Origin of the sequence: Brevundimonas sp. TWP3-1-2b1 (assembly GCF_049896165.1) — a bacterium.
Lineage (GTDB): Bacteria > Pseudomonadota > Alphaproteobacteria > Caulobacterales > Caulobacteraceae > Brevundimonas > Brevundimonas subvibrioides_B.
The window spans coordinates 113,435-134,889 of sequence record NZ_JAFCTT010000008.1 but is presented as its reverse complement, the minus strand read 5'-3'; the positions used below and the strand labels follow the sequence as shown (position 1 = coordinate 134,889).

General features: G+C 64.6%; 17 protein-coding genes. 7 read left to right on the top strand and 10 right to left on the bottom strand.

Features of this window, described 5'->3' with window-relative positions; all coding sequences use genetic code 11:
* Positions 1-146: 146 nt before the first annotated feature.
* From ACP7AB_RS09745 to ACP7AB_RS09715, 7 genes are all read right to left on the bottom strand, one after another.
* Positions 147-1,093, bottom strand: a protein-coding gene (locus ACP7AB_RS09745) for an IS630 family transposase (RefSeq protein ID WP_425992281.1) whose coding sequence is annotated in 2 segments (ribosomal slippage) — positions 147-757 and positions 757-1,093 — 948 coding nt in all. Because the reading frame shifts where the segments join, the coding sequence is not laid out codon by codon here.
* Positions 1,094-1,458: 365 nt separating this feature from the next.
* Positions 1,459-2,616 carry an MFS transporter gene (locus ACP7AB_RS09740; RefSeq protein ID WP_425992283.1) on the bottom strand — a complete coding sequence of 386 codons (1,158 nt, stop codon included), beginning with the start codon at positions 2,614-2,616 and terminating at the stop codon, positions 1,459-1,461.
* A 41-nt stretch (positions 2,617-2,657) separates the two neighbouring features.
* The gene (locus tag ACP7AB_RS09735) at positions 2,658-4,025 is read right to left on the bottom strand and encodes a sensor histidine kinase (RefSeq protein WP_425992285.1); all 1,368 of its coding nucleotides are present in this window, start codon (positions 4,023-4,025) and stop codon (positions 2,658-2,660) included.
* 37 nt (positions 4,026-4,062) lie between these two features.
* The gene (locus ACP7AB_RS09730; protein WP_425992286.1) at positions 4,063-4,734 is read right to left on the bottom strand and encodes a winged helix-turn-helix domain-containing protein; all 672 of its coding nucleotides are present in this window, start codon (positions 4,732-4,734) and stop codon (positions 4,063-4,065) included.
* Positions 4,709-7,813 carry an efflux RND transporter permease subunit gene (locus ACP7AB_RS09725; RefSeq protein WP_425992288.1) on the bottom strand — a complete coding sequence of 1,035 codons (3,105 nt, stop codon included), beginning with the start codon at positions 7,811-7,813 and terminating at the stop codon, positions 4,709-4,711. Before ACP7AB_RS09725 ends, ACP7AB_RS09730 begins: the two co-directional genes overlap by 26 nt.
* 3 nt (positions 7,814-7,816) lie before the next feature.
* Complete coding sequence (locus tag ACP7AB_RS09720; RefSeq protein ID WP_425992290.1) at positions 7,817-8,791, bottom strand: hypothetical protein; 975 nt, start codon at positions 8,789-8,791, stop codon at positions 7,817-7,819.
* Positions 8,788-10,041, bottom strand: coding sequence for a TolC family protein (locus ACP7AB_RS09715; RefSeq protein WP_425992292.1), 1,254 nt, complete (start codon positions 10,039-10,041; stop codon positions 8,788-8,790). Before ACP7AB_RS09715 ends, ACP7AB_RS09720 begins: the two co-directional genes overlap by 4 nt.
* Positions 10,042-10,422: 381 nt before the next feature.
* Here ACP7AB_RS09715 and ACP7AB_RS09710 point away from each other — a divergent pair, with 381 nt between their 5' ends.
* On the top strand, positions 10,423-10,962 hold the full coding sequence (locus ACP7AB_RS09710) for a tyrosine-protein phosphatase (protein ID WP_425992294.1): 540 nt from the start codon (positions 10,423-10,425) through the stop codon (positions 10,960-10,962).
* Positions 10,963-11,291: 329 nt separating this feature from the next.
* A complete protein-coding gene (locus ACP7AB_RS09705) occupies positions 11,292-11,714 on the top strand; it encodes a PilZ domain-containing protein (RefSeq protein WP_426046138.1) in 423 nt (140 codons plus the stop codon).
* Positions 11,715-12,200: 486 nt separating this feature from the next.
* Here the strand turns inward: ACP7AB_RS09705 and ACP7AB_RS09700 are convergent, their stop codons facing one another.
* On the bottom strand, positions 12,201-12,710 hold the full coding sequence (locus ACP7AB_RS09700; protein WP_425992296.1) for a hypothetical protein: 510 nt from the start codon (positions 12,708-12,710) through the stop codon (positions 12,201-12,203).
* Between the two features lie 310 nt (positions 12,711-13,020).
* On the opposite strand from ACP7AB_RS09700, the gene ACP7AB_RS09695 reads away from it, so the two are divergent.
* Complete coding sequence (locus ACP7AB_RS09695; protein WP_425992297.1) at positions 13,021-13,611, top strand: class I SAM-dependent methyltransferase; 591 nt, start codon at positions 13,021-13,023, stop codon at positions 13,609-13,611.
* A gap of 36 nt (positions 13,612-13,647) precedes the next feature.
* On the opposite strand, the gene ACP7AB_RS09690 is transcribed toward ACP7AB_RS09695, so the two are convergent.
* A complete protein-coding gene (locus ACP7AB_RS09690) occupies positions 13,648-14,802 on the bottom strand; it encodes a glycosyltransferase family 4 protein (RefSeq protein WP_425992299.1) in 1,155 nt (384 codons plus the stop codon).
* Entirely contained in the window at positions 14,799-15,752 is a 954-nt protein-coding gene (locus ACP7AB_RS09685; RefSeq protein WP_425992301.1) for a glucosamine inositolphosphorylceramide transferase family protein, read from the bottom strand. Before ACP7AB_RS09685 ends, ACP7AB_RS09690 begins: the two co-directional genes overlap by 4 nt.
* Before the next feature lie 176 nt (positions 15,753-15,928).
* On the opposite strand from ACP7AB_RS09685, the gene ACP7AB_RS09680 reads away from it, so the two are divergent.
* From ACP7AB_RS09680 to ACP7AB_RS09665, 4 genes are all read left to right on the top strand, one after another.
* Positions 15,929-16,531: an RNA polymerase sigma factor gene (locus ACP7AB_RS09680; protein ID WP_425992303.1), complete on the top strand. Its 603-nt coding sequence runs from the start codon at positions 15,929-15,931 to the stop codon at positions 16,529-16,531.
* Positions 16,532-16,637: 106 nt separating this feature from the next.
* On the top strand, positions 16,638-17,615 hold the full coding sequence (locus ACP7AB_RS09675; RefSeq protein WP_425992305.1) for a FecR family protein: 978 nt from the start codon (positions 16,638-16,640) through the stop codon (positions 17,613-17,615).
* A gap of 322 nt (positions 17,616-17,937) precedes the next feature.
* On the top strand, positions 17,938-20,061 hold the full coding sequence (locus tag ACP7AB_RS09670; RefSeq protein ID WP_425992307.1) for a TonB-dependent receptor: 2,124 nt from the start codon (positions 17,938-17,940) through the stop codon (positions 20,059-20,061).
* Between the two features lie 412 nt (positions 20,062-20,473).
* Complete coding sequence (locus ACP7AB_RS09665; RefSeq protein ID WP_425992334.1) at positions 20,474-21,286, top strand: class I SAM-dependent methyltransferase; 813 nt, start codon at positions 20,474-20,476, stop codon at positions 21,284-21,286.
* Positions 21,287-21,455 lie beyond the last annotated feature (169 nt).

The window sequence follows — 21,455 nt, the reverse complement described above, 5'->3', positions numbered from 1 at the left end:
GATTCGTTGCCTTCCCGCCGAATCTTGCTTGGGGTCTAGCCCGCCTGGGCCTTGGTCGCCGCTCCGCCCTGGCGGAGCCACCGAAGCCCCTGATCGCCTACAAGACGCCTTGGTGCGGCGGCTGCGGCGGCTAGAGCATTTTCCGATCAGTCTGCATCGTAGCCTGCGGCGGCGAAGTAGTTTGCGCATTCCTGAGGTGAGTAGGTCTGGATGATGCGGGCGATGGCGTCCCAGAGCTGCTCGATGGATCTGGCGGCGGCCTTTCTCAGCAGGGCCTTGAGCTTGGCGAAGGCGTTCTCGATCGGATTAAGGTCAGGGCTGTAGGGCGGCAGGAACAGCAGTCGTGCGCCGACGGCCTCGATCGCGTCCTTGATGGGCGTGCTCTTGTGGGCGGCGAGGTTGTCCATGATCACCACGTCGCCGGGATTCAGGGTCGGGGCCAGCACCTGCTGGACATAGGCCAGGAACCAGGTCCCGTTCATCGGGCCGTCGAGCACCATCGGGGCGGTCATGCCCGTCAGCCGCAGGGCGCCGACGAAGGTGGTGGTCTTCCAGTGACCATGGGGCACGCTACACCTCAGCCTCTGGCCGCGCGGCGCACGCCCGTGGCGGCGGGCCATCTTGGTGGAGGCTCCGGTTTCGTCGATGAAGACCAGCCGTTCCGAATCGAGATCGAGCTGGTTCTCGAACCAGGCCTGCCGTCGCATCAGGACGTCGGGACGGCTCTGTTCGTCCGCGTGCGCCGACTTTTTTTGAGCGTGATCCGGCGGCGCACGAAGAACCGCCACAGGCTCGACAGGCTGGTCGCCACGCCCTGCTCCGCCAGCGCCGCCCGAAGCTCCGCAAGCGTGATGTCCGTCTGCCGATCCAGCAGACCCAGAATCAGGCCGGCGAGGCTCTCGATGCGACCGGATCGACGGTCCCCGCCCAGCGGTCCAGGTCGTACATCGCCCTGCGTCCGCATCCGTGACCGCCAGCGGATCGCACTGGCCGCGCTGACCCCGAACCGCGCCGCCGCCTGACGGCACGACATCCCGTCCTCAATCGCGGCGATCACACGATCCCGCAGATCCACCGAAAGCGCCTTGCTCATTCATGCTGGCCTCCGCCTCCAGCAGGAATGTTGAATCAGAACCCGGCTCCCTTGGGAATCCCCTGCGATTCAATCAGATCGCGAAGTGCTCTAGATCGCGCACATGCGCCAGGGGGGCTGGAACGTCGAGGTCCAGCCGACATAGTGGCCCGCCGACAGGGCTATGATGGCCAAGACCGACGGCAGGGCTTCCGCCATCACATGGAAGTAAGCGGAACGAAGGTTGTCGTCGCCATGGCCGTGGTGGTGATGATCGTGATCATGCCCATGATGATGGTGGTGCCCTCCCAGCCAGCAGCACGGCGCTGACGAGGTTCACGACCAGATCGATGACGGCGACCACCCCCCGAAACGGCTCGGCCATTTCACCGGCGCAGGACGACCCCCGCCAGTGCTGCGAGGCATATCCCGGCGAACAACGATCCAGCCAAGAACGTCGCGCTCGGACCCAGCGTGCTCCAGAGAAGGCCAGCCAGTCCGCTCGCCACCAGCATCGTGACGCCCGTGGCGAGACCAAACAGGCCAAAGGCCGTGCCTCGGAGGGATGCGTCTGTCGTATCCACGATCAAGGTCGCGAGCAGACCCTGGGTCAAACCCATGTGAAGGCCCCACAAGGCCACGCCGATAAGGACGACAGCCACACTGGATCCGCTGGCGAGCAGAAGGTCTGCGATGATCAGGCAGACGAGACCGGCGGCCAGCACCCAGCGACGATCGACACGGTCGGACAGGCTTCCCGCCGGCGCGGCGACCAGGGAATAGACCACGTTCATCACCACCATAACCACCGGCACCAGCGCGATCGGCAGGCCGACGTCCTGGGCCCGCAGCACCAGGAAGGCTTCGCTGAACCGGGCCATGGTGAAGACGACACCCAAGCCGACGACGGACCAAAAGGGCGTGCCCAGGGTGTGTAGCTCGCTCCATCGGATCGGCGACCGTGCCACCTTCGGGGTTGTTGTCGGCTCTGGCTCGCGAACGCCGAACACCAGCAAGGCGACGGCAATCAGCGCCGGAACGATGGCCCAGGCGAAGACCCCCCGAATGTCGCCAGCGAGCAGGACCATAAGACCCATGGCCACCAATGGACCCGCGAAGGCGCCGATGGTGTCGAGCGACTGCCGCAGCCCGAATGCCGCGCCCCGGATTTCTGGGGGCGCAAGATCGGCGACGAGGGCGTCACGCGGTGCCCCCCGAATGCCCTTGCCGATCCGGTCGGCGAAACGTGCGCCGAAGACCTCGAACGGCGTGACCGCCAGCGGGAAGATGGGCTTGGTGAGAGCGCCAAGCCCATAGCCGATGACGGCCAGCATCTTGCGCTTGCCCAGGCGGTCGCTGAGGTAGCCAGAGAAAACCCTAGTGATCGAGGCCGTGGCCTCGGCCATACCTTCGATCAGACCGACCAGCGCCACGCTGGCTCCCAGACCGCTGACCAGGAAGACCGGGAGCAGGCTGTGGATCATCTCTGAAGACACATCCATGAACAGAGACACGAACCCCAGAGTCCAGACGCCGGCGGGCACCGCACGCAGGCCGGATGGCCGCCGTCCTGATGTAGAAGGCGTCATGTGTTCGCCTGCGCGATCGGAGGCTGCTCGCCGTGCGCGCCATCAACGGGAATGATGGGGAACGTCATTGTCGCCTTCAGGCCGGGCTGAGCATCCTGAAGGACCAGCGAGCCGTGATGCAGCCGCGCGACCGCTTCGGCGATGGGCAAGCCGAGGCCAGTGCCTGGCGAGGAGCGTGATCCGTCGAGCCGCGAGAAGGGCCTCAGCGCCATCTCGATCAGTTCGGCCGGAATACCAGGGCCATCGTCCGCGACACTCAGGCTGACCTCGTTCATGGCGCCGTCGATCCCGACCGCAATCCGGGCGCCCGCGCTTGCGTGTTTGAGGCTGTTTTCGATGAGATTGGCCAAAGCCTGGGCGATCAAATCCGCATCGCCATAGACTTGCGAATTCGACCCAGACGTCAGCGACAGGGTTCGGCCGGACGCCTCGACCTCGGGTCGATAGGCATCGACCACGCGATCCGCTACTTCGTTGATATCGACTTCGGAAAAGCGAGCGCGCGCCTCGCCCGCATCGATGGCCGCGAGGCGAAGCATGGCCTCGAAGACGCGCAGGGCCGATGAAACGCCTTGGCCGGCAGCCGTGATCGCCCGCTGACGCGCCCCGGACGTCGTGGCCGCCTCCGCCGATGCCAGATGCTGCTGCACATGAAAGAGGGGCGTTCGCAGATCGTGCGCCACGTCGGCGGACACCCGGCGAACCGCAGCGACCAGGAGGTCCAGGCGATCGAGCATCTGATTGATACCCTCCGACAGTTGGTCGATGTCGTCGCGCCGTGACGCCGGCAGGCTTCGCAAGGGTGCACGGGCCGCAAGGTCGCCATCGGCCACGGCGGCGACGGCCCCTACCAGCCCGTCCATACGCGACAAGGCACGCCGGTTCAGCAGGAGACCGGCTGTCAAGCCCAGGGCAAGAGACACAAGACCCCAGGCGAGGAAGGAGCGAAACAGGCGATCGCGCAACGCCTCACCACGCCCGAGATCGTCACCCACCGTCAGGATCGAGCCGTCCGGCATCGTCTGGCGATGCACCAGAAGCCGCTGCTTGCCCTCGAATCCTGGGGTCTCGTCGCTGACGTCGATGATGCCCCATCGTTTGCCCGCCGACGGCGTGGTGAGGTCGCCCGCCAGCACGATGCCGGTCTCGGTCTCAAGCCGGTATTCCAAGGCGCCAGGTCGCTCGGCCCGCGCCATCACGGCGTCGATGGCGGCCCGTCGCCCCTCGGACGCGATCTCTCGCGCCATCGCGTCGATCTCAAGCGTGATCCGGTCGCGCGCATCGCGCTCGGCGAGCCCCCGGGTGGCCAGCCAGCCGCCCAGGCCCGCGCCGCCGATGGCGAAGGCGAGCAGCCCCGCCTGCAACAGAGCGATCCGGCCGCTGGTTGTCCGACGCCAGCTGTCAGGACGCAAACGCCGCATAGCCCTGGCCTTTCACGGTATGAATCAATGCCTGGTCATCACCGCGATCGATCTTGGCCCTCAGGCGGCTGACGTGGCTCTCGACCAGATTGGTGCCCGGATCGAAGCGGAACCGCCAGACCTGCTCCAGCAGCATCGCGCGCGTGACCACATTGGGAGATTGGAGGAGCAGGGACTCCAGAAGCTGAAACTCGCGCGGCTGCAAATCGATCTTCGCCTCGCCCCGGCGAACCTCGCGCCTGAGCCGATCCAGGGTCAAATCGGCGAGCTGTAGGGATGCGCCCGGCACCTGTCCCCGGCGTCGGCCGAGGGCCTCGACGCGGGCGAACAGTTCGGACAGGGCGAAGGGCTTGACCAGATAATCGTCCGCGCCGCCTTCCAGGCCCGCCACCCGGTCCACGACCGACCCAAGCGCGGTCAGCATCAGCGTCGGGTGGTCTATCCCGGCGGCCCTCAGGTCCCGAATGATCGACAGGCCGTCGCGCGTCGGCAGCAACCGATCCAGCACAAGCACATCGAACCCGCCCGCTCGCGCTCGATCGAGGCCTTGCCCGCCGTCCATTTCGACCTCGACCGTGTGTCCACGTCGCGCCAAGCCTTGGGCGACGAAGTCGGCCGTTTCCGCGTCATCCTCGATCAGCAGCAGGCGCATGGGCGAAGGGCCTCGGTTCAGCGGGCGAAGGATAGCGGTAGGCGAGAACCAGCGCGGGCAACAGCAGCAAGCTCATCAAGGTGGACGTCGCCAGCCCACCCAAGATGACTGCCGCCATCGGTCCCTGAACTTCGCGCCCGGCATGACCCGCCTCCAGCGCCAACGGCGCAAGGCCCAGCCCAGTGACGAGCGCCGTCATCAAGATGGGTGTAACCCGCTCGCGGGTCGCCCGAAGGACCGTCTCCAGGCCCCAAGGCTCGCCTTCCTGTTCGACGAGATGATCAACATGGGAAATCAGCAGGATAGCGTTACGCGCCGCAATGCCGAACAGAGTGACAAAACCCACCAACGCCCCGAGCGAGAGAATACCGCCGGTCATGGCGACGGCGGCGATGCCGCCGCCCAGGGCAAAGGGCGTCCCGGCCAGGATTAGACCCGCCGGGCGTCCACCGCCGAACGCGAGCACGAGCAGCGCGACCACGCCGATGGAGGCGGCGGCGACGTTGGTCAAAATCTGGAGCGCAGCGGCGGCCTGTCCCTCGGCGACACCCGCGAACTGTAGTGAGACCCCCGGCGGCAGCGTCACCCCCGATGCGACGCGAGCCTTTGCGTCACGAACGAAGCCGGAGACGTCTGCGCGGGTCGGACGGACCGTCACTACCTGTCGCCGCTGGCCTCCTTCATGGTTGATCGAAGTCCGGGCATCCACCAGCCGGAGGGTCGCGATCTGGGACAAGGGAACTGCGGTCGTTGCGGAGCGGACGAGAACGGCTCCGAGGCTTTCGGGATCGCGAAGGAGTTCAGGCGGTAAGGTGATGGCGACTTCGGTCAGACGATCGGCGTCGGTGACCTGAGCGACCGTGAGGCCTTGGAACGCCGTATCTATAGCGTCATAGGCATCGGTGGGAGTGACACCACGTAGCGCCATCCGGGCGGGGTCGAGTTTGACGCGCAGTGTCGGAGCGCCCGGTTGCGCGCGGACCTGAACTTCAGCCGCGCCTGGAACGGCCCGTAGCGTCTGAGCCAACTGTGCGGCGACCCGGTCGAGAACGTCGAGATCGGGTCCATAGATCGCAACGGCGACCGGCGCCGTCTCCCCGGACAAGGATTCTCCGATCCGGTCACCGAGGGACGTCAATGTTTCGGTCGTCATGCCGGGATAGCGCGCCAAGACCTCGGCCATCGCCTCACGCACGTCTTTGTCGTCGGCTCCCTTTTTCAGCTCCACATGCATTTCGCTGAGGTGAGGCGGGAAAGTGTCTTCTCCCGACTCGGCGCGACCGATCTGCTGTTCGACTGTCGCGATGCCGGGCACCGCCAAAAGGTCGCGCGAAATGCGCACGCCGACGGCCTGCATCCAGCCGATCGAGGCTCCGGGCGGTCCGTTGATCTTGAGCACATAATGGCCCTCCCGGAACGATGGCAGAAGCTCCGAGCCAAACGCGAAGAAGGCGAGCAGCGACACGAGCCCGACGCCCAGCGTCCCCAGCGCGACGGCACGGGGACGAGCACAGATCGGATCGAGCAGACGGGCGTGGGCGTTCTTTAGTGTGGTGATGTAGCTGGGTTCGTCGTGCAGCTTCACACGGCGAAGAAGCAGAAGCGACAGCGCCGGGGTGACCGTCACGGCCACGACCAGGGAGGCCAGGGTCGCCAGCAGAAAGGCGAACGCCAGTGGTCCGAAGAACGAACCTTGAAGGCCGGTCAGAAACAGGATCGGCGCGATCGTCAGGGCCAGAACGTAGGTCGCATAGACCACCGGTGCCCGGACCTCGACCGAAGCTGCTTCGATGACCGCCTGGCGATCTGTGTCGGGACCGGCATCGCGAAGACGCCGCACGATGTTTTCGACCCCGACGATGGCGTCGTCGATCACCACGCCGAGCGCGACGGCAAGCCCGCCCAGCGTCATGGTGTTGATCGTCTGGCCGAGCCGATCCAGGACGATGAGGGCGGCCAGCAGCGACAGAGGAATGGAGATGAAGGCGATGAAAGCGACTCGCAGATCGCGCAGGAAAGCCATAAGGATCAGCCCGATCAGCGCCGCTCCGATCAACAGGTCCGTGCGGATGCCCCCGAGGGCGGCGTCGATGAAGTTGGCCGGACGGTGCAGCGCCGGATAGAGTTTCACTCCTTGGGCTTCCAGACCCGGCCGCAAGTCTGCGATCGTCGCCTCGACCGCCCGTGTCGCCTGCAAGGTGTTGGCTCCATACTGGCTGGAGAGCGAGACCAGAACACCCGGTCGGCCCATGACGCTGGCGTCGCCGAACCGGGGCGCGGACGCCTCGACAACGTCGGCCACGTCTCCGAGGCGCACCGGCAGACCGGTGCCCGCCGGAAGGACCGCCCCCGACAGGCTTTGCGGCGTGACCGCACCGCTGGTCGGCTCGATCAGGATTCGCTGGGTCGATGTTTCCGAGAAGCCGCCGCCGCGCACTGTCGCCGCCGCCTGGACCGCGCTCTGGACGTCCGACAGGGGGATATCGCGGGCAATCAGGGCGTCGGGTCGGACGCGGACCTCAAGCCGGCGCAACTCGCCCCCAAAGACCGTCGCACGGGCAACCCCGGCCGTGGCGAGCAAGCGGGGACGCACGGTCCATTGCACCAGGTCCCGCAGCGCCATCGGGCTCAGCGTGTCGCTGACGAAGCCGATCTTGAGCAGGTCCATAGTCGAAGAGGTCAACGGGCTGAGCTTGGGCGCGGACACGCCCACCGGCAGCTGCCCCGCAGCCTCGCTGAGCGCCTCGCCGAGAACCTGACGCGCGCGGAACGGATCGCTCCCCTCCGCGAAAATAACGGTGATGACCGACAGACCCTGGATCGACTCGGAGCGAACCGTCGCGACCCCGTTGGAGCCGTTGATGGTGGTCTCCAGCGGGCGCGTGACGAGTGCCTCGACCTGTTCAGGGGTGAGGCCGGGGGCCTCGGCCTGAACGGTAGCCTGGGGCGGCACGAATTCGGGAAAGACATCGTAGCGCGCCGAGCCCACGGTCACGACGCCGAACGCCAACAACAACAGTGTGCCGAGCACCACCATGCCGGGATGGCGCAGGGCGAGCCGGACGATCAGCGACAGCATGGCTCAGTCTTCCTCGGCCGGGGCGTCGCCGCCGCGTTCGATGGCCAGGAGGACTCCTGCGCCCGCGACGACGACCTTGTCGGCCGAGGTGAAACCGCTCGGAACGAACCATCCGTCTTCAACCGGCCGCGCATCACTCAGTTCACGGCGCACGAAGGTGTCTGGGCCGGTCTGGACATAGGCCCAGAGGCCGCCCCGCCAACGGACGAGCGAGTCCCGGTTGAGGATCGTCCCTGATTCAGCGGCATCCGTCTCCACCGTGGCGGCCAGCACGCGTCCCCCCATCGCAGCAGCCGCCAACTGTCCTCGCACGACCGCCAACATTCCGGCGCTCTGCAATCGCGCATCGGACGTCGATGCAGCGCCGAGAAAAACCGGGATCGCGCTGAGATTTCCATCCAGGATGCGGACGCGACCGGCGACTGTCCCGCCCGGACGGTCGATGCGGATCAGGGCCGCGCGCCCGGCCGCGATCTCGGCCACCAGGGCGCGTCTCTGTCCGAAGCCAAGGCGGGCCATACCGGGACCGAACTCCAGGCCGATGCGGCGTGACGCGAGATCGACGCGAGCCTGATCCGCGATCGCCTGGGCGCGCGCCGCTTCGACCGACCGTGCCGATGCGCTCTGGTCCTGGGCAGCCAGACTCGTCAGCCGAAGCGCCTCGGCGCGAGAGGCGGACGCCGCCGCGCTGGCGGCTGATATCTCGGCGTCAATCGCTGCCAGAGGCCCCACGTCCAGGGCGCGCGCATAGGCCGACTGGACTGTCGGCGCGGAGCCGGACACCGGCAATGCCGTCGTTATGCCTGCTCTGCGCTGTTGGTCCGGTTCGAGATGGACAGTGCCGTCCACAATCGGTTCGCCCTGCGCTTCCGCTGGTGCGGGCAAGAGCCCCGACTTTGGCATCACAAAGCCGACCAGCACGACCGAGGACACCACTGCCCCCAGGGCCGTCCACCCGATGGCAGCGAGGCGGGTCATTGGCGGCTCCGATCGGATGCGTAGAGGATTTGGGTCTCCGGGCCTTCGAGCGGGCGACGGACGGCGTCTTCCAGGGCTGCATCGGCGGCATGGACGCGCGCCAAAGCATCAAGCTCGACAAGGCGCGTCTGAGCCGCCCCAGCCTGAGCCGCCGCCCATTCCGCCCGGTCGATGGCACCCGCCCTGATCTCGCGATCAGCCTGATCCGCCAAGGCTTTCGCCGTAGGCGTCTCGACCGTCCTGACTTGATCAAGCGCCAGGCGTGAGGCGCGGGTTTCGGCCAGGGCCGCCTGTAGCGCCGCATCGGCCGAAGCCAGAATGGCCTCCAGCTTGAGCCCCGCCTCGGTCCGTCGCGCCTGCGCCAGTGCGATAGCGCTGCGGTTCAAATCCCAGGGCGGCAGCGCGAGCCCCAGCGAGACCGGCAGCTTCATCAGCCCACGTTCCCAAGTGTAGCCCGGTGAGATTGTTAGGGCGGGATACTGTTTCGCCACCTCCAGCCGCAGATCGGCCTCGGCCTGGTCGTAGGCGATGATGGCTTTCAACACATCCGCACGGCTCAGAAGCGCCTGGGTCAACTGCGCGGAGTCTACGCCGACACCTGGGTCGCCGACCGGTGTGTCGAACTCGTGCCATTCCGGCGTGAGCCCCGAAAGGGCGTCGGTGGGCAATCCCACCGCTGCGGCAAGGCGAAGCTCAGCATCCCGCGCCTGAACGCGGGCATCCCCCTGGCCTCGCACCGCGTCCGCGCCATCGGCCCGAACGCGATCCAACTCGGCCCGGCTGGCTTCCCCCGCTGCGACCCGGCGCTCAAGCACGGTTTGCTGACGGACGCGCAGATCGACGACCCTTTGGAAAGCGTCGGCGCGCCGTGCGGCTATGAGCCGATCGGTCAAGGCCTTTCGGATCGCCATCCGAGCCATCCAGATCACCTCGGCCTGGTCATAGCGGGCGGCATCCACAGCCAGGCTAGCAACGACCGTCCGCGCGTTGCGACGGATGCCTCGGTCGAGCGGCAGGTCCAGGACCGCGCCGAGCAGCCAGGGTGAGGTCGCGCTGGCATCTTTCGCATATTCGGCAGTGAGCGTGAGGTTTGCCGCAGACGCGACACGCGCCGCCTGCACCCCGGCTACGGCCGATGCCACGGCGGCCCGCGATGCCTCTATGTCGGGATTATAGATCAAGGCGGCCGCGAAGAGAGAAAGACGGTCAGCCCGACCGTCCTGCGACGCTCCGGGCGCGATGTTGCCCATGACAGCCCTCACCCACGCCGGGTCCAGGATTTCGGCTCGCCGCGCCGAAAGGACGGGCGGAAGGTCCACCGGAGCGGGTTGATAGGTCGCGCATCCGGACAGTGTCAGGCCCAGGGCGGTCACAACAAGCCTGGCGTAGTTTCTCTGGATTGGGTTGGAGAGGGAGTTTGCCACGGCCCAGTGTGCCGACGCCGGGACATCGCCGCACATTGTCGATTCCCAATGCGCGTCAGCGGTCGCGCAGGCCTAGAAAGCCCCGTCTCGGCGGATGGTGGCGATGTCCTGTGATCGATACGTTGAGGTGGTGCCTGAAGGTTTCAGCTCGACCAGCCGTCGGCTCGACCTTCAAGCCAAGATGCGCGCCCTGTTGTTCAGGACAGTTTGCGCCGTGGGTTCGCCGCCCTCGTAAGCCTTCTGGTTTACACTGCGATCGTCGCGTCGCGGGACAACTTCCACACCGTGGTCGCGCAAGAGCTCTATCGCTCCGCTCAGCCGTCCGTCGATGACATTAATCGATATCGTCGAACCCTCGGCATCCGCACCATTATCAATCTACGCGGTGAGAATACCGGGACCGACTGGTATGATGACGAGGTCCTCGCGGCGCGTGCCCAGGGGATGCAGCACGTCGATTTCCGAATGTCAGCTCGACGCGGCCTGACGAATGCCGAAGCCTGGCAACTGATCGCGCTCATGCGGTCGATGCCCAAGCCAATCCTGATCCACTGTGAGTCAGGGGCCGATCGCAGTGGCCTGGCGGCCTCGCTGTATCTGGCAGCGTTGAAATCGACGGATGAACGGATCGCCCAGGATCAGCTTTCGATCCGCTACGGCCATATCAATGCTCCCTTCGGGAAGGGCTATGGAATGAACAGAACCTTTGAGGCCATGGAGCCCTCGCTTGGCTATACCGGTAGCTGACGCGAGACTTCAGTCCTGCATCATCGCCGCCGTAACGATAGTGTTCTCCGCCTTCAGGCGTCCCGAAGATTTCCGTTCGCTGTAGCGATCCACCAGATAATCGGAGCGATCACGGGTCCGCAGCGTTAACTTGACCAACTCCTCAATCACATCGCCGATCCGGTCGTATTAGGTAGACGGCTTCATGCGGGCGGCTTCGTCGAAATCCTAGTCGGCTTTCGCGACTGGTTGGGGATGGCGATAATCCGAACGTCCGCTTTTCGGTCCGATGCCTTTGGCCGTTCCCGACCCGTTTCGGACATTGAAGTCGCCCGACGGCTAGCGGCGAAATGGCCCTCAATGGTTTCGAAGCACATTGTTGGCAGGTTGAGCAGATGAAGATGGGATCGAACGCCGCGCAGCCCAACCTCGACCGCTGTTCGGTTGGAAGGGAGCGGTGTGTTTTGCGTTGCCAGATTACGCACGGTCTGTGGGGCGAGGTCTTCGACGGAGTTGTCAGAGATTTGCATGGGGACGGCGCACGTCTTCGCCTGCGTTCTCAAAGCAAGATGTCGGGCCGGATCAAAATTGAGATTCAACCTTCAGGTTCGCAACATGTGGCGGATGTAGTTTGGCAACGCGGCGATGAAGTCGGGGTCCGATTGATCGCCACTCTGGATCAGACAGCCGAGCGTCAAATCGAGGCCTTACGGCTGGCTGGGGCACAAATGCGCAGGTCTACACTCCGCCCGAATGTCGACGAGGGCTACTAGGCCTCCACATCTGAAGGCGGTCAAAATACGTTGGAGCCTCCCGAGGCTGCGACAACCAAGGAAAGTTCCGCAACGTCCGCGCTCGGCCAATACTGTTGAAAAAGTCCGATGTCGCCTATCCACCCCGAACGGACCTGCACGATGTCCGCTTACGGCGCGTCCATCGAATGTCTGCAATCGGGCGTCAAACCAATGCCCGAAACCGACCCATTCGAGACATTTACGTCGGAAGACTCAAACGACAGAGTCGGGCTCAACGCGGCGGTTCGAAACGTCCGCTTTCAGTCAGCCAGGGCCGGGTCGGAAAGTTCGATGTCGAGGAGGTATCGCTAGCATCCAAAGGCGAATGCGGCGGCTATGGTGACCAAAGGTGCTAGGCGTCCATTTCTGGAGTGTGACGGTTTCGAAGGCCAACTTGACCAACACAGTCTCGACCTTGGCTGGCCTGACTTCTGCACGAAAAGGGCCCCTTTAGACTTGCCGAAGTCAACTTTCCGGGGCCCCCGCCCCGACCTTGCGAAATACCCGCAGGGTCTTGAATCCTTCGACCTCCTCGACCGTGCTTGACGCGGCCCATTCGGTGATGACCGTCTCTGCCTGGGCGTAGGCGTAGGAGCCAGTATAGAACAAGAAATGGCCACCCGGACGGGTGCGCTCGGTGAACAGGCGCGTCAGTTCCAGATCTGTCAGGGCTCCATAGGCGTCATTTTCTTCGGTGCGGAACTCGCAAAGGCGGAACAGGGTGACGACGTCGAAGGTGGGGAGCAGGGCGGCATTGGCGGTGTAGATGTCGCCGAAATAGACGCAGTAGGACCGTGCCAGTTCGGGCCGGTGGGTGACCAGGTCGATGTAGGTGTCGTATTCCTTGCGGTCGCTGTGATCCCCATGACCGAGACCCCAAGGTCGCTCTCGCCCATCTTGATGCCGACGTGATGGTGACTGCCCGTTCCGAAGTGGAAGACCACCTCGTCGCGCGCGTTTCTCTGTTCCATCCATTCGACGAAATGCAGGTCACAGGGGCAGTCATCCGGGCGGAGCGTCCAGACGCCCTTCAGACTGTGCAGGACCGGGCCGGACCGGGGCGTGAGCCGTCGAAGAAGCGATCGCATCGAACTGCACCTGGCATTTTGGTGAGATGGTCATCCTAAAGCCGCTAGCCGTTCGAAGTCCATCGGGCGACCGGCTGAAGTGAGGCGTCCAATGTCGTCAAACACAACGGCCATGGCATGGCTTCCGTCGCTTCGTCGTCACCCTCCCGCTCCAAAACAACGTATCCTGGCGTCTCCGAAACCGTGGGAAGATCACTATGGACGATTTGACGCGTATCACGCGTTGGCTAGGTCGGGGTTTCGGTCGTCAGCTGGCACGGTCGGCGGGTGCCGAGCAGATCGTCGCCTTGCCGGACCGGGTCATGATGGCGCAGGTCCTGATCCCGGCCCTCGCTGAGGAAGCAGGCAGAATCCTCGTTATCGGATGTCGAGGCTACAACCGTGATGACTACCCGCCTCTCCTGGACGCCGGTGCCGAGGTCTGGACGACCGACATCGACCCGGGCGCTGAGCGCTGGGGCGTTTCGGGTCATCATCGGACCGGCGACGCCTGTCGGGTCGATCAGATGTTCAATGACCTGACGTTTGACGCGATCCTGTGCAACGGCGTGCTGGGGCATGGGGTCGACAGGACTGACCAGCAGACGCAGATCCTGGCGGCCATGGCCAAAATCCTGCGGCCGGCCGGGCGTTTGCTTCTAGGCTGGAACACGGATCGGATCGCAGACCCCGTTCTGGCTGGTCTGACTACAAGCTGGTTCGCGGCGGCACCCTTCGCCGGCCTGCCATCACGGGTGACCTTTGATGCGGTCACCCACGTCTATGACAGTCTGGTCCGGCTGGAATGATGCGCCACTGTCCGCATCCCGGGGACTTGTGCAGGCCTATACAGACGAGGCTGGGAGCAAGCCGTCCCGCACGGAGTCCTGCCGCTGGCCAAGCCAGATGTCGGCCGCTTTCGCTGAATGCGAAACACTCAATTCGGCGCGCATCAGGTCGAGCTGGCCTGCCCGGCTTGCGGGCGAATGCACGGCGGCGACATAGGCCTGTCCTGCCCGGGCGATGGCGAGGCGTCGATGGTCATCCAGGATCAGGGCGCATATGGCATCGGACAAGGCGCAGGCTTCGATGGGCTCCACATAGACCGCGTGCGGCCCGCTGACCTCGATCAGACCCCCGCGTCCCGACGAGACGACCGCTGCGCCTGCCGCATGGGCTTCCAGCGCGCTCAAGCCCAGAGCTTCCGGGACTCGCGACGGCGTGACCGCAATCGCGGCCCGGCGGGTCACGTCCTGGACCCGCGCCAGAGGTGCCGAGCGAACGACCTGAACCCGCGCGCCAAACCGCGTCAGTCCGGCCAGCCAAGGGCCCGCCCAGTCTTCGTGCCTTTCCCATTCCGCCAGCATCAGCGAGGCCTGCCACTCCGGCGCGCGGTCCAGCACGTCCGCCAAAGCCGTGCAGAACAGGTCGAACCCTTTCTCCAGTGTCGGTCGTCCGGCGAAAACGATCCGCTTTTCCTTTGCGGCGGGGTCTGCGTACCAGGCCGTGCCATCAATCGGATTGCAGATCGCTGCTGCCCTGTCTGCAAACGAGGGATAGTCACGGACGAACTCCGACCTCGCCGCCTGACTCACGAACACCAGTTTTTCGAACTGTCTCAGGCGCGCCCGGTAGCGCAGACCCTCGATCGGATGACGCGCGGGTTTCACGCGCGTGTGGCGATAGAGGACATGAGGCGTGTCTGGGAAGCGTCGGGAAATGTCCGCTGCCGACTTCAGGTGCTGGTGGTACTCGATCTGGTCCGGTCGGGTAGCGCGAAGCACGGCCTCCACGGCCTTGTTGCGCGCGGATCTCCCGAGGCCTTTGGGGACGGTGACGACATTAGCCGATCCAGTATGGCTGGCCCCTTCGTCGCAGATGATCGTGGTCGAGCGCCGGTACTGGCTGGAGGCAAGCAGGGTCCCCACCACGGTCTCGATGGAGTTCGGATGGTCCGGGCAGAAGCGGCTGCCGCGCGGCATCACAATGGCGATCTTCATGGGCGAGCAGTCCCGGCGGCGAGGTTCCGAACAGAGGGATGGGTAGAGGATCGCCAACGGTGCGAAGGGCCGCGTGCCCGGCCGGGCCCGTTCAGGCCCAGCAAACGCCGCAACTTGTATTCGGCACGGACCCAGCTCTCATGTGGCGAACGACGGATCGATTTGACGTCGATACAGGTGACCTCGCCATGACCGGACAGGGTGTGCAGACCGTCGTCGAAACCCGAAAGCCGACCCTGAGGCTCGATCCGACCGACGATGTCGGCCTGAAAATCGTCGGGAGTCAGGGTCTGGATCCGCAGCAGGCTGATTGCGACCCCATAGGCCTCACCACAATCCTGGACCGGCAGGACAATACATCCGTTGATTGCCAGTGCGGTCCCCCCCGGTCGTGAATGCGGGAAACCGGTCATGACGGGATTGGCGGCGTGCGCCGTCCACGGTCCGGTCACGATTTCCGACCATGCGACATGAAGTTCTCGCATCGCCCGGTCGTCGGGGCCCGGCACGGCGTGGAACATCCACCAGCGATCGGCGTGGCGCACGACGGTCGCATCGATGGCCGGAACGTCGAGCAGGCGCGCCGCCCGTTCCCATTGATCAGGAAAGCGTACGCACCGATACAGGATCAGCCCGCCGCTCTTGTGCCCTTCCGGCAGCATGTAGAGCTCGCCGCCGTCCTCTATGATTTGAGGGTAGGAAAGGTGCCAGGGCTCGGACAACGCCTCACCCTCGGCGACCAGCACGTCGTCGGCATCATACTGGAAATACCGGATCTCCCCGCGCCGGGTTCGATAGTCGAACGCCTCAACGAACACGGTCACAAGGCCGTCGCGCGAAAGGGGAAAGGGATCAGCGAAATACTGGAAGGGTCCACCCGACGGCAGCCAGACGATCGCGTCCGACCTCGGGCCGGCTTCGCGCATGACCGCGTCGATCGGACGCCGCACGAATCCGCTGCGCCATAGGTCAAACACGGCAGGGGCCCGCCGATCGCGCGAGGCTCCCCGATGTACGCAACTGTCTGCCCGTCTTCGTCGTCATCGCCAACGGTTCCCGGAGCGATACGAGGCCCCGTAACTCAGACGGCACAGTCTGCGTCTTGCCTCATGAAAAACGACGGGCCATGACAGAAACAGCGACCGAGCCGTTCGGCACCGTCCGCCGCAAGTCCGCCGCAAGTCCGCCGAGAGAGCCTGAATCGTTGCCCGTCTTCGACGCCTCGCCTCTTGTGATGGCCTATCTGGAAAAGAGGGATGCGCTCGGTCGCTTCGTGCGGGCCCGACTGAGAAGCGATGTCGATGTGGAGGACGTCCTGCAGGAGCTATACCTGAAGGTCGCCGCGCTTCCGGAGGGTCAGGACGTCCGCGAACCGGGTGCCTTTCTCTATCGGTTGACAGCCAATCTGCTCACCGACCGATTGCGTTCGGCGCAGCGTTCGGCCCGGCGCGACGGGGCCTGGCGATGGACGAACCACACTACGGGGCCGATTGAAGACGAGGACGAAGCGCCGACAGCCGAGCGTGCGGTGGCGGCGCGCCAGCAGCTCCGTCGACTCATCAATGCGCTGGAGGATCTGAGCCCGACGACACGTGATGTCTTTCAGCGCCACAAGTTCGATGGCCGCAGCTATGGCGAGGTTGCGTCCGATCTCGGCATTTCAAAGAGTTCGGTGGAAAAACACATGATGCGGGCATTGCGACACCTGGCAGAGGTGGCATCGTCATGAGAGATGCCGGGCAGGGAAGCTCGAACGGCAAGGGAGGTGGCAGCCGATCGGTGCCGTCTAAACCTTGCGTCCGCCTTTTGCGGCATCTGCTGGACACAGTGACTTCATGATCGCGATTCCGGATGATCAGGATCCCGCCGAGGAGGCTCTGGTGTGGTTCGCCGCTCTCCGGGACGAAGACGCTCCTGAAGCCGTCTGGTTGGCGTTCCAGGACTGGCTGGAGGCCGACCCGTCCCATGGGCTCGCCTATGACGACGCAGAATCTCTGTGGTCCACGCTCGACGGTGTCGGCCAGCCCACCGCCGCCAACGCGCCCGGGCCATCGTCCGTGCCCCTGGCTGTCAGTTACCCGAGATCACGCCGTTCAGTCGTCTACCCTGCGATCGCCGCGGCCTTCGCTGGCTTGCTCGGGTTGGGCCTGTGGTTCCAGTTCATGCCGATGGGTTCCGAGGTGATCTATACGGCCGATGAAGCCCCGCGCTCGGTCGTCCTGGGCGACGGCTCCCATGTTGAGCTCAACCGGCATTCGACGATAGGCGTCCGGCTGAATGGACGGGCTCGCCAGGTTCACCTGAAGGATGGAGAGGCCGCCTTCGATGTTGTTCACGACGCGAGCCGGCCTTTCGTGGTCTCGTCGGCCGATCAAAGACGTGTCGAGGTGCTGGGCACGGCGTTCAATGTCGTCAGCCACGACCACCATTTCAGGGTCGATGTCGCGCGCGGCCTCGTGGCCGTAACTGGATCAGGTGGCTTCGGCCTCATACGCGTGCCGGCGGGGCAGGGGTTCGAGCAGGTCAGTGATTCCAGACCCCGGCTGTTGCGCATCGATCCGTCTCACGCTTCGGACTGGCGCCAGGGGGTTCTGGTGTATCGCGACAGCGATATTCAATCGGTGGCGTTTGATCTGTCGCGCTATTTCGACAAGCCGGTTAGGGTATCCCCTTCTGCGGCCAGCCTGTCGTTTACGGGGGCGCTGCGCATCGACGACGAGGCCACCATGCTGGCACAACTTGAAGGTTTCGTGCCCGTCCGGGTGCAGCGGACCGCGTCTGAAATCCGCCTGACTGTGCGTGACGGGGGCTAGAAGCCGCGCGTTTTCCGCAGGTCTGCGCGGCTCGGTCTTCTGGCTGACGGTCGCCGGATCGCTTCTTCTATCCGGCCCGACATCGGCGCGCACGGGATCGCTCGACACAGGTTTCAACATTCCGTCCCAATCGGTCGAGAGCGCACTGCTCGATGTTGCGCTTCAGGCGCGGGTGACATTGGGGGGCGACCTTTCCGCCTGTCGGGGCACCACGACGGCGGTGCGCGGTCGCATGTCCCTGAACGTTGCGCTTCGCCGGGTCGTTCGCGGATCGGGATGTGGCTTCGTCATCCGATCCGACGGAGCAGTCATCATCAGTCGCGTGGCGGAAGCGACATCTTCGCGACCAACACCGGTCGTCGATCCTGTGCCGCCGGTTCCTGCTATCGCTGATCTGGGCGAGGTCGTCGTAACGGGCTCGCGCCGCCCCGAGAGCCTGCGCAATGCTCCGGCCAGTCTGACCGCGATCCTCGGCGACCGGATCGAGCGTCGGAGCGCAGTAGATCTGGGTGATCTAGAGACCCTGATAGCCGGAATGACGGTCACCAACCTCGGACCCGGGCGCAACAAGATTTTCCTGAGGGGCGTGTCTGACGGCGCGTTCACGGGCCAGACGCAATCGACCGTGGGGCTATATCTCGACCAGGTTCCGATCACCTACAACGCGCCCGATCCTGATCTCAGGCTTATCGACATCGATCGGGTCGAAGTGTTGCGAGGCCCTCAGGGGACGCTCTACGGGGCCGGACCCATCGGCGGTGTGGTTCGAATGGTCACGCGGCGCCCCGATCTGACGAGCACCGATCTGGAACTCGCGACTACGCTCTCACGCACACGATCCGCTGGCGACAACCGAGACTATTCGTTGATCGGAAACCTCCCTTTGTTCGAAGGGCGTGCCGCAGTCCGGGCCGCCGCCTACGACGAGACCTTCAGCGGCTATATCAACGACGTCGAACTGGCCCTTAGAAGGGTCAATGAAGGACGAAGATACGGGGGGAGGCTTTCCGGCCTCGTCAATCTGGGGTCCGGCTGGACCGTTCAGGTCGGCGGAGTCAGCCAGACGATCCAGACTGAAGACACTCACTATGTCTATCGCGGCAGCGGCGCTCTGCGTCGCGCCAACCTGGTACGTGAACCGCACACCAACCTTTTCAATGAGGGGTTCGTCAACATACAGGGCCTGCAGGACTGGGGCCGGGTCGATGGCTCCGTGGTCTGGCTCGATCACCGTTTCGATAGCCGCTATGACGCTTCCAGCGCCCTGCCGCGCTTCGGGTCCAGTGCCCGCTCTGGCGCGCTTGACGAGGGCAAGCGCATCTCGATGGTCGTGGCCGAGGCCACACTGGCCTCCAACAGACGCAACGGGTTTCAGTGGCTGGCTGGCACCTTCGTCAGTGTCGGCCACGTCCGGTCCGAGACGATCCTGTCGGTCCTGCGCTCGACGTCCGAAGTCCGCATCTACGGCGAGACGCGAAAGGACGATCTGCTCGAATTGGCCCTGTTCGGGGAAGCGTCGTGGGATCTGACCGATGTGCTGACGATGACGGCGGGAGCACGCGTCTATGGCTTCGACTACAGCACCGATTCCTCTGTCATACAGAGGAAGGTGGGCCGAACTTTCGCCGGGTCGGGCGATGCGTCCGGGCTGTCGCCCAAGCTTGCGCTGTCCTGGCGATTAAATGACTTCCAGTCCTTGTTCGCTTCGGTCAGTCAAGGCTACCGCGTGGGCGGATTCAATACTGCCGGTCCGGCCGGACAGCGGTTCACCGGCGCTCCTGGAATGCCAGCCCGGGAATACGCCGGCGATCGACTTTGGAACTATGAGGTCGGCTCGCGGGGTTTCGCATGGAACGGCCGCGTTCAATACCGGGCATCGGCCTACGCCTCCCGGTGGATCGACATCGAGAGCGACCAGTTTCTGCCCAGTGGACTCGGCTACGTTGTCAATGTCGGAGATGGGGTCGATGTGGGTGCCGAAGTCGAGGCGAACTGGCAGGTCAGCGATGATCTCAAAATCCGCGTTAATGCCCTCGTCGCCGATCCCCGGATCACCCGCCCTGACCCGGATTTCAATGCCAGTGCCGACAATGGCCTTCCCGGCGTACCCGGCGCGGCCGCCAACGCCAGCGTGGAGTATCGCCGATCGATCTGGGGTCAGCACAGGCTAACGGTGACCGGCGACGTCTCCTACGTGGGTCCCTCCTATGTGACGTTCGACGCCGAAGAACGCCACCGCCAGGGAAACTTCACAAGGGCCCGGGCGTCGGTCGGCCTCGAGGGCGGTAGCTGGTCCGCGATCGTCTTCATCGACAACGTGTTCGATACAGAGGCGAATACCTTTGCCTACAGCGATCCGTTCCGACTGACGGATTCACACGCGGTCACGCCGCTCAGGCCGACAACGGCGGGGGTCAGCCTTCGATGGGCGTTCACCGATCGGTAACCGCGATATGAGCGCACTCAACGTACTCGCGGTATTGTTTCGCGGAATGGGGCTTGGGCGCAAAGCGGGCAGGTCGGGAATGACGGAGCCTGACCCGTCGCGGCGGTTTGCAAAGTCAGCTTTTCGGCCCGACGCCAATGACCTGTTCTGGCGCTGAGCCGCTCCGGTCCCGTTCCAAGCGTAGGTCCGCTCCCCACCCCGAACAGCCCTTCGGCGGGTCCGGTTTGCGGCGGTAGCCCCAATCTCTGTTTTGGGGCCGACAGCCAAGAGCTGAGTCCGACCCAAAGCGGCCCTTAGCTGTTTCACATTGTCGCGGTTGGCGATATGCTGAAGCGGCTGCGCGTGTCCGTTAAACGTGTCCGTTAAACGTGTCTGTTCAGCAGGTCGCGAGGGAGGGTCAACCGTGTCTGCGATGTCCGATTCGGATCTCAAAATGCGCCACCGCCAGATGTGGGCTTCGGGCGACTATCCTCGCATGGTCGAGACGTTCCTGCTCCCGCTTGGCTCCCGCCTGGTCCTAGCGTGCGATATTCGTTCCGACATGAAAATTCTCGACGTTGCTTCGGGCACGGGCAACGCTGCGATCCCTGCCGCCGCCACCGGCGCGCACGTTACCGCGAGCGACCTCACTCCCGAGCTGTTCGACGCCGGCCGCGAACGTGCAAAGCGTGAGGGCGTCCATCTGGAATGGGTAGAAGCCGACGCCGAGAATTTGCCTTTCGAAGACGAGTCCTTCGATGTCGTCATGTCATCAATCGGTGCGATGTTCGCTCCGCAACATGAGAAAGTGGCCGGCGAGCTGGTCCGCGTGTGCCGCTCTGGCGGGACCATTGGGATGCTTAACTGGACACCAGAGGGCATGGTCGGCGATCTGTTCGCGACGATGAGGCCGTTTGCACCGCCGCCGCCGCAGGGAGCCCAGCCGCCCCCGCTGTGGGGAAGTGAGCAGCACATTGAAAAGCTGTTCGGGGATCGGGTGAGTTGGCGAAAGCTGGATCGTGAGAATCTCGAAGTCACTGCTTTCGAAAAGCCCACCGACTACGCGGCCCATATGGCGGCCTCCTACGGGCCGACAATCGTTGCCCGCGCCAACGCGAAAAACGCTGGGCGCGAAAGTGAGCTCGACGACACGCTTGAGGCTTTGACCACGCGCTGGAACCGCGGGAGCGCTGACAAGGCGCGCTTCGACGTGGAATACCTTTTGGCCGTCGGCACCCGCGCCTAATCCGGCCACCGGTTCCTTGGGCCACCGGACCGACCGCCTTGCCCCGTAGAGCGGGATCGGCTCGCGCATATTGTCGCTTTGCGGAACGGCCGTCTTCCACCCTCAAGCGACAGTCCGGTCTCCACCCTTTCCGGCAGTCCAAAAGGCGTCTGCTCTGTTGATCGGCGTT

What these genes read in the sequence shown, in the direction of transcription:
- ACP7AB_RS09665 (WP_425992334.1), top strand. Translation starts at nt 20,474, where the DNA reads ATGTCCGATTCGGATCTCAAAATGCGCCACCGCCAGATGTGGGCTTCG.
- ACP7AB_RS09695 (WP_425992297.1), top strand. Translation starts at nt 13,021, where the DNA reads ATGGACGATTTGACGCGTATCACGCGTTGGCTAGGTCGGGGTTTCGGT.
- ACP7AB_RS09720 (WP_425992290.1), bottom strand. Translation starts at nt 8,791, where the DNA reads ATGACCCGCCTCGCTGCCATCGGGTGGACGGCCCTGGGGGCAGTGGTG.
- ACP7AB_RS09725 (WP_425992288.1), bottom strand. Translation starts at nt 7,813, where the DNA reads ATGCTGTCGCTGATCGTCCGGCTCGCCCTGCGCCATCCCGGCATGGTG.
- ACP7AB_RS09680 (WP_425992303.1), top strand. Translation starts at nt 15,929, where the DNA reads ATGACAGAAACAGCGACCGAGCCGTTCGGCACCGTCCGCCGCAAGTCC.
- ACP7AB_RS09700 (WP_425992296.1), bottom strand. Translation starts at nt 12,710, where the DNA reads ATGGATGGAACAGAGAAACGCGCGCGACGAGGTGGTCTTCCACTTCGG.
- ACP7AB_RS09730 (WP_425992286.1), bottom strand. Translation starts at nt 4,734, where the DNA reads ATGCGCCTGCTGCTGATCGAGGATGACGCGGAAACGGCCGACTTCGTC.
- ACP7AB_RS09705 (WP_426046138.1), top strand. Translation starts at nt 11,292, where the DNA reads ATGGCCCTCAATGGTTTCGAAGCACATTGTTGGCAGGTTGAGCAGATG.
- ACP7AB_RS09690 (WP_425992299.1), bottom strand. Translation starts at nt 14,802, where the DNA reads ATGAAGATCGCCATTGTGATGCCGCGCGGCAGCCGCTTCTGCCCGGAC.
- ACP7AB_RS09715 (WP_425992292.1), bottom strand. Translation starts at nt 10,041, where the DNA reads ATGGGCAACATCGCGCCCGGAGCGTCGCAGGACGGTCGGGCTGACCGT.
- ACP7AB_RS09675 (WP_425992305.1), top strand. Translation starts at nt 16,638, where the DNA reads ATGATCGCGATTCCGGATGATCAGGATCCCGCCGAGGAGGCTCTGGTG.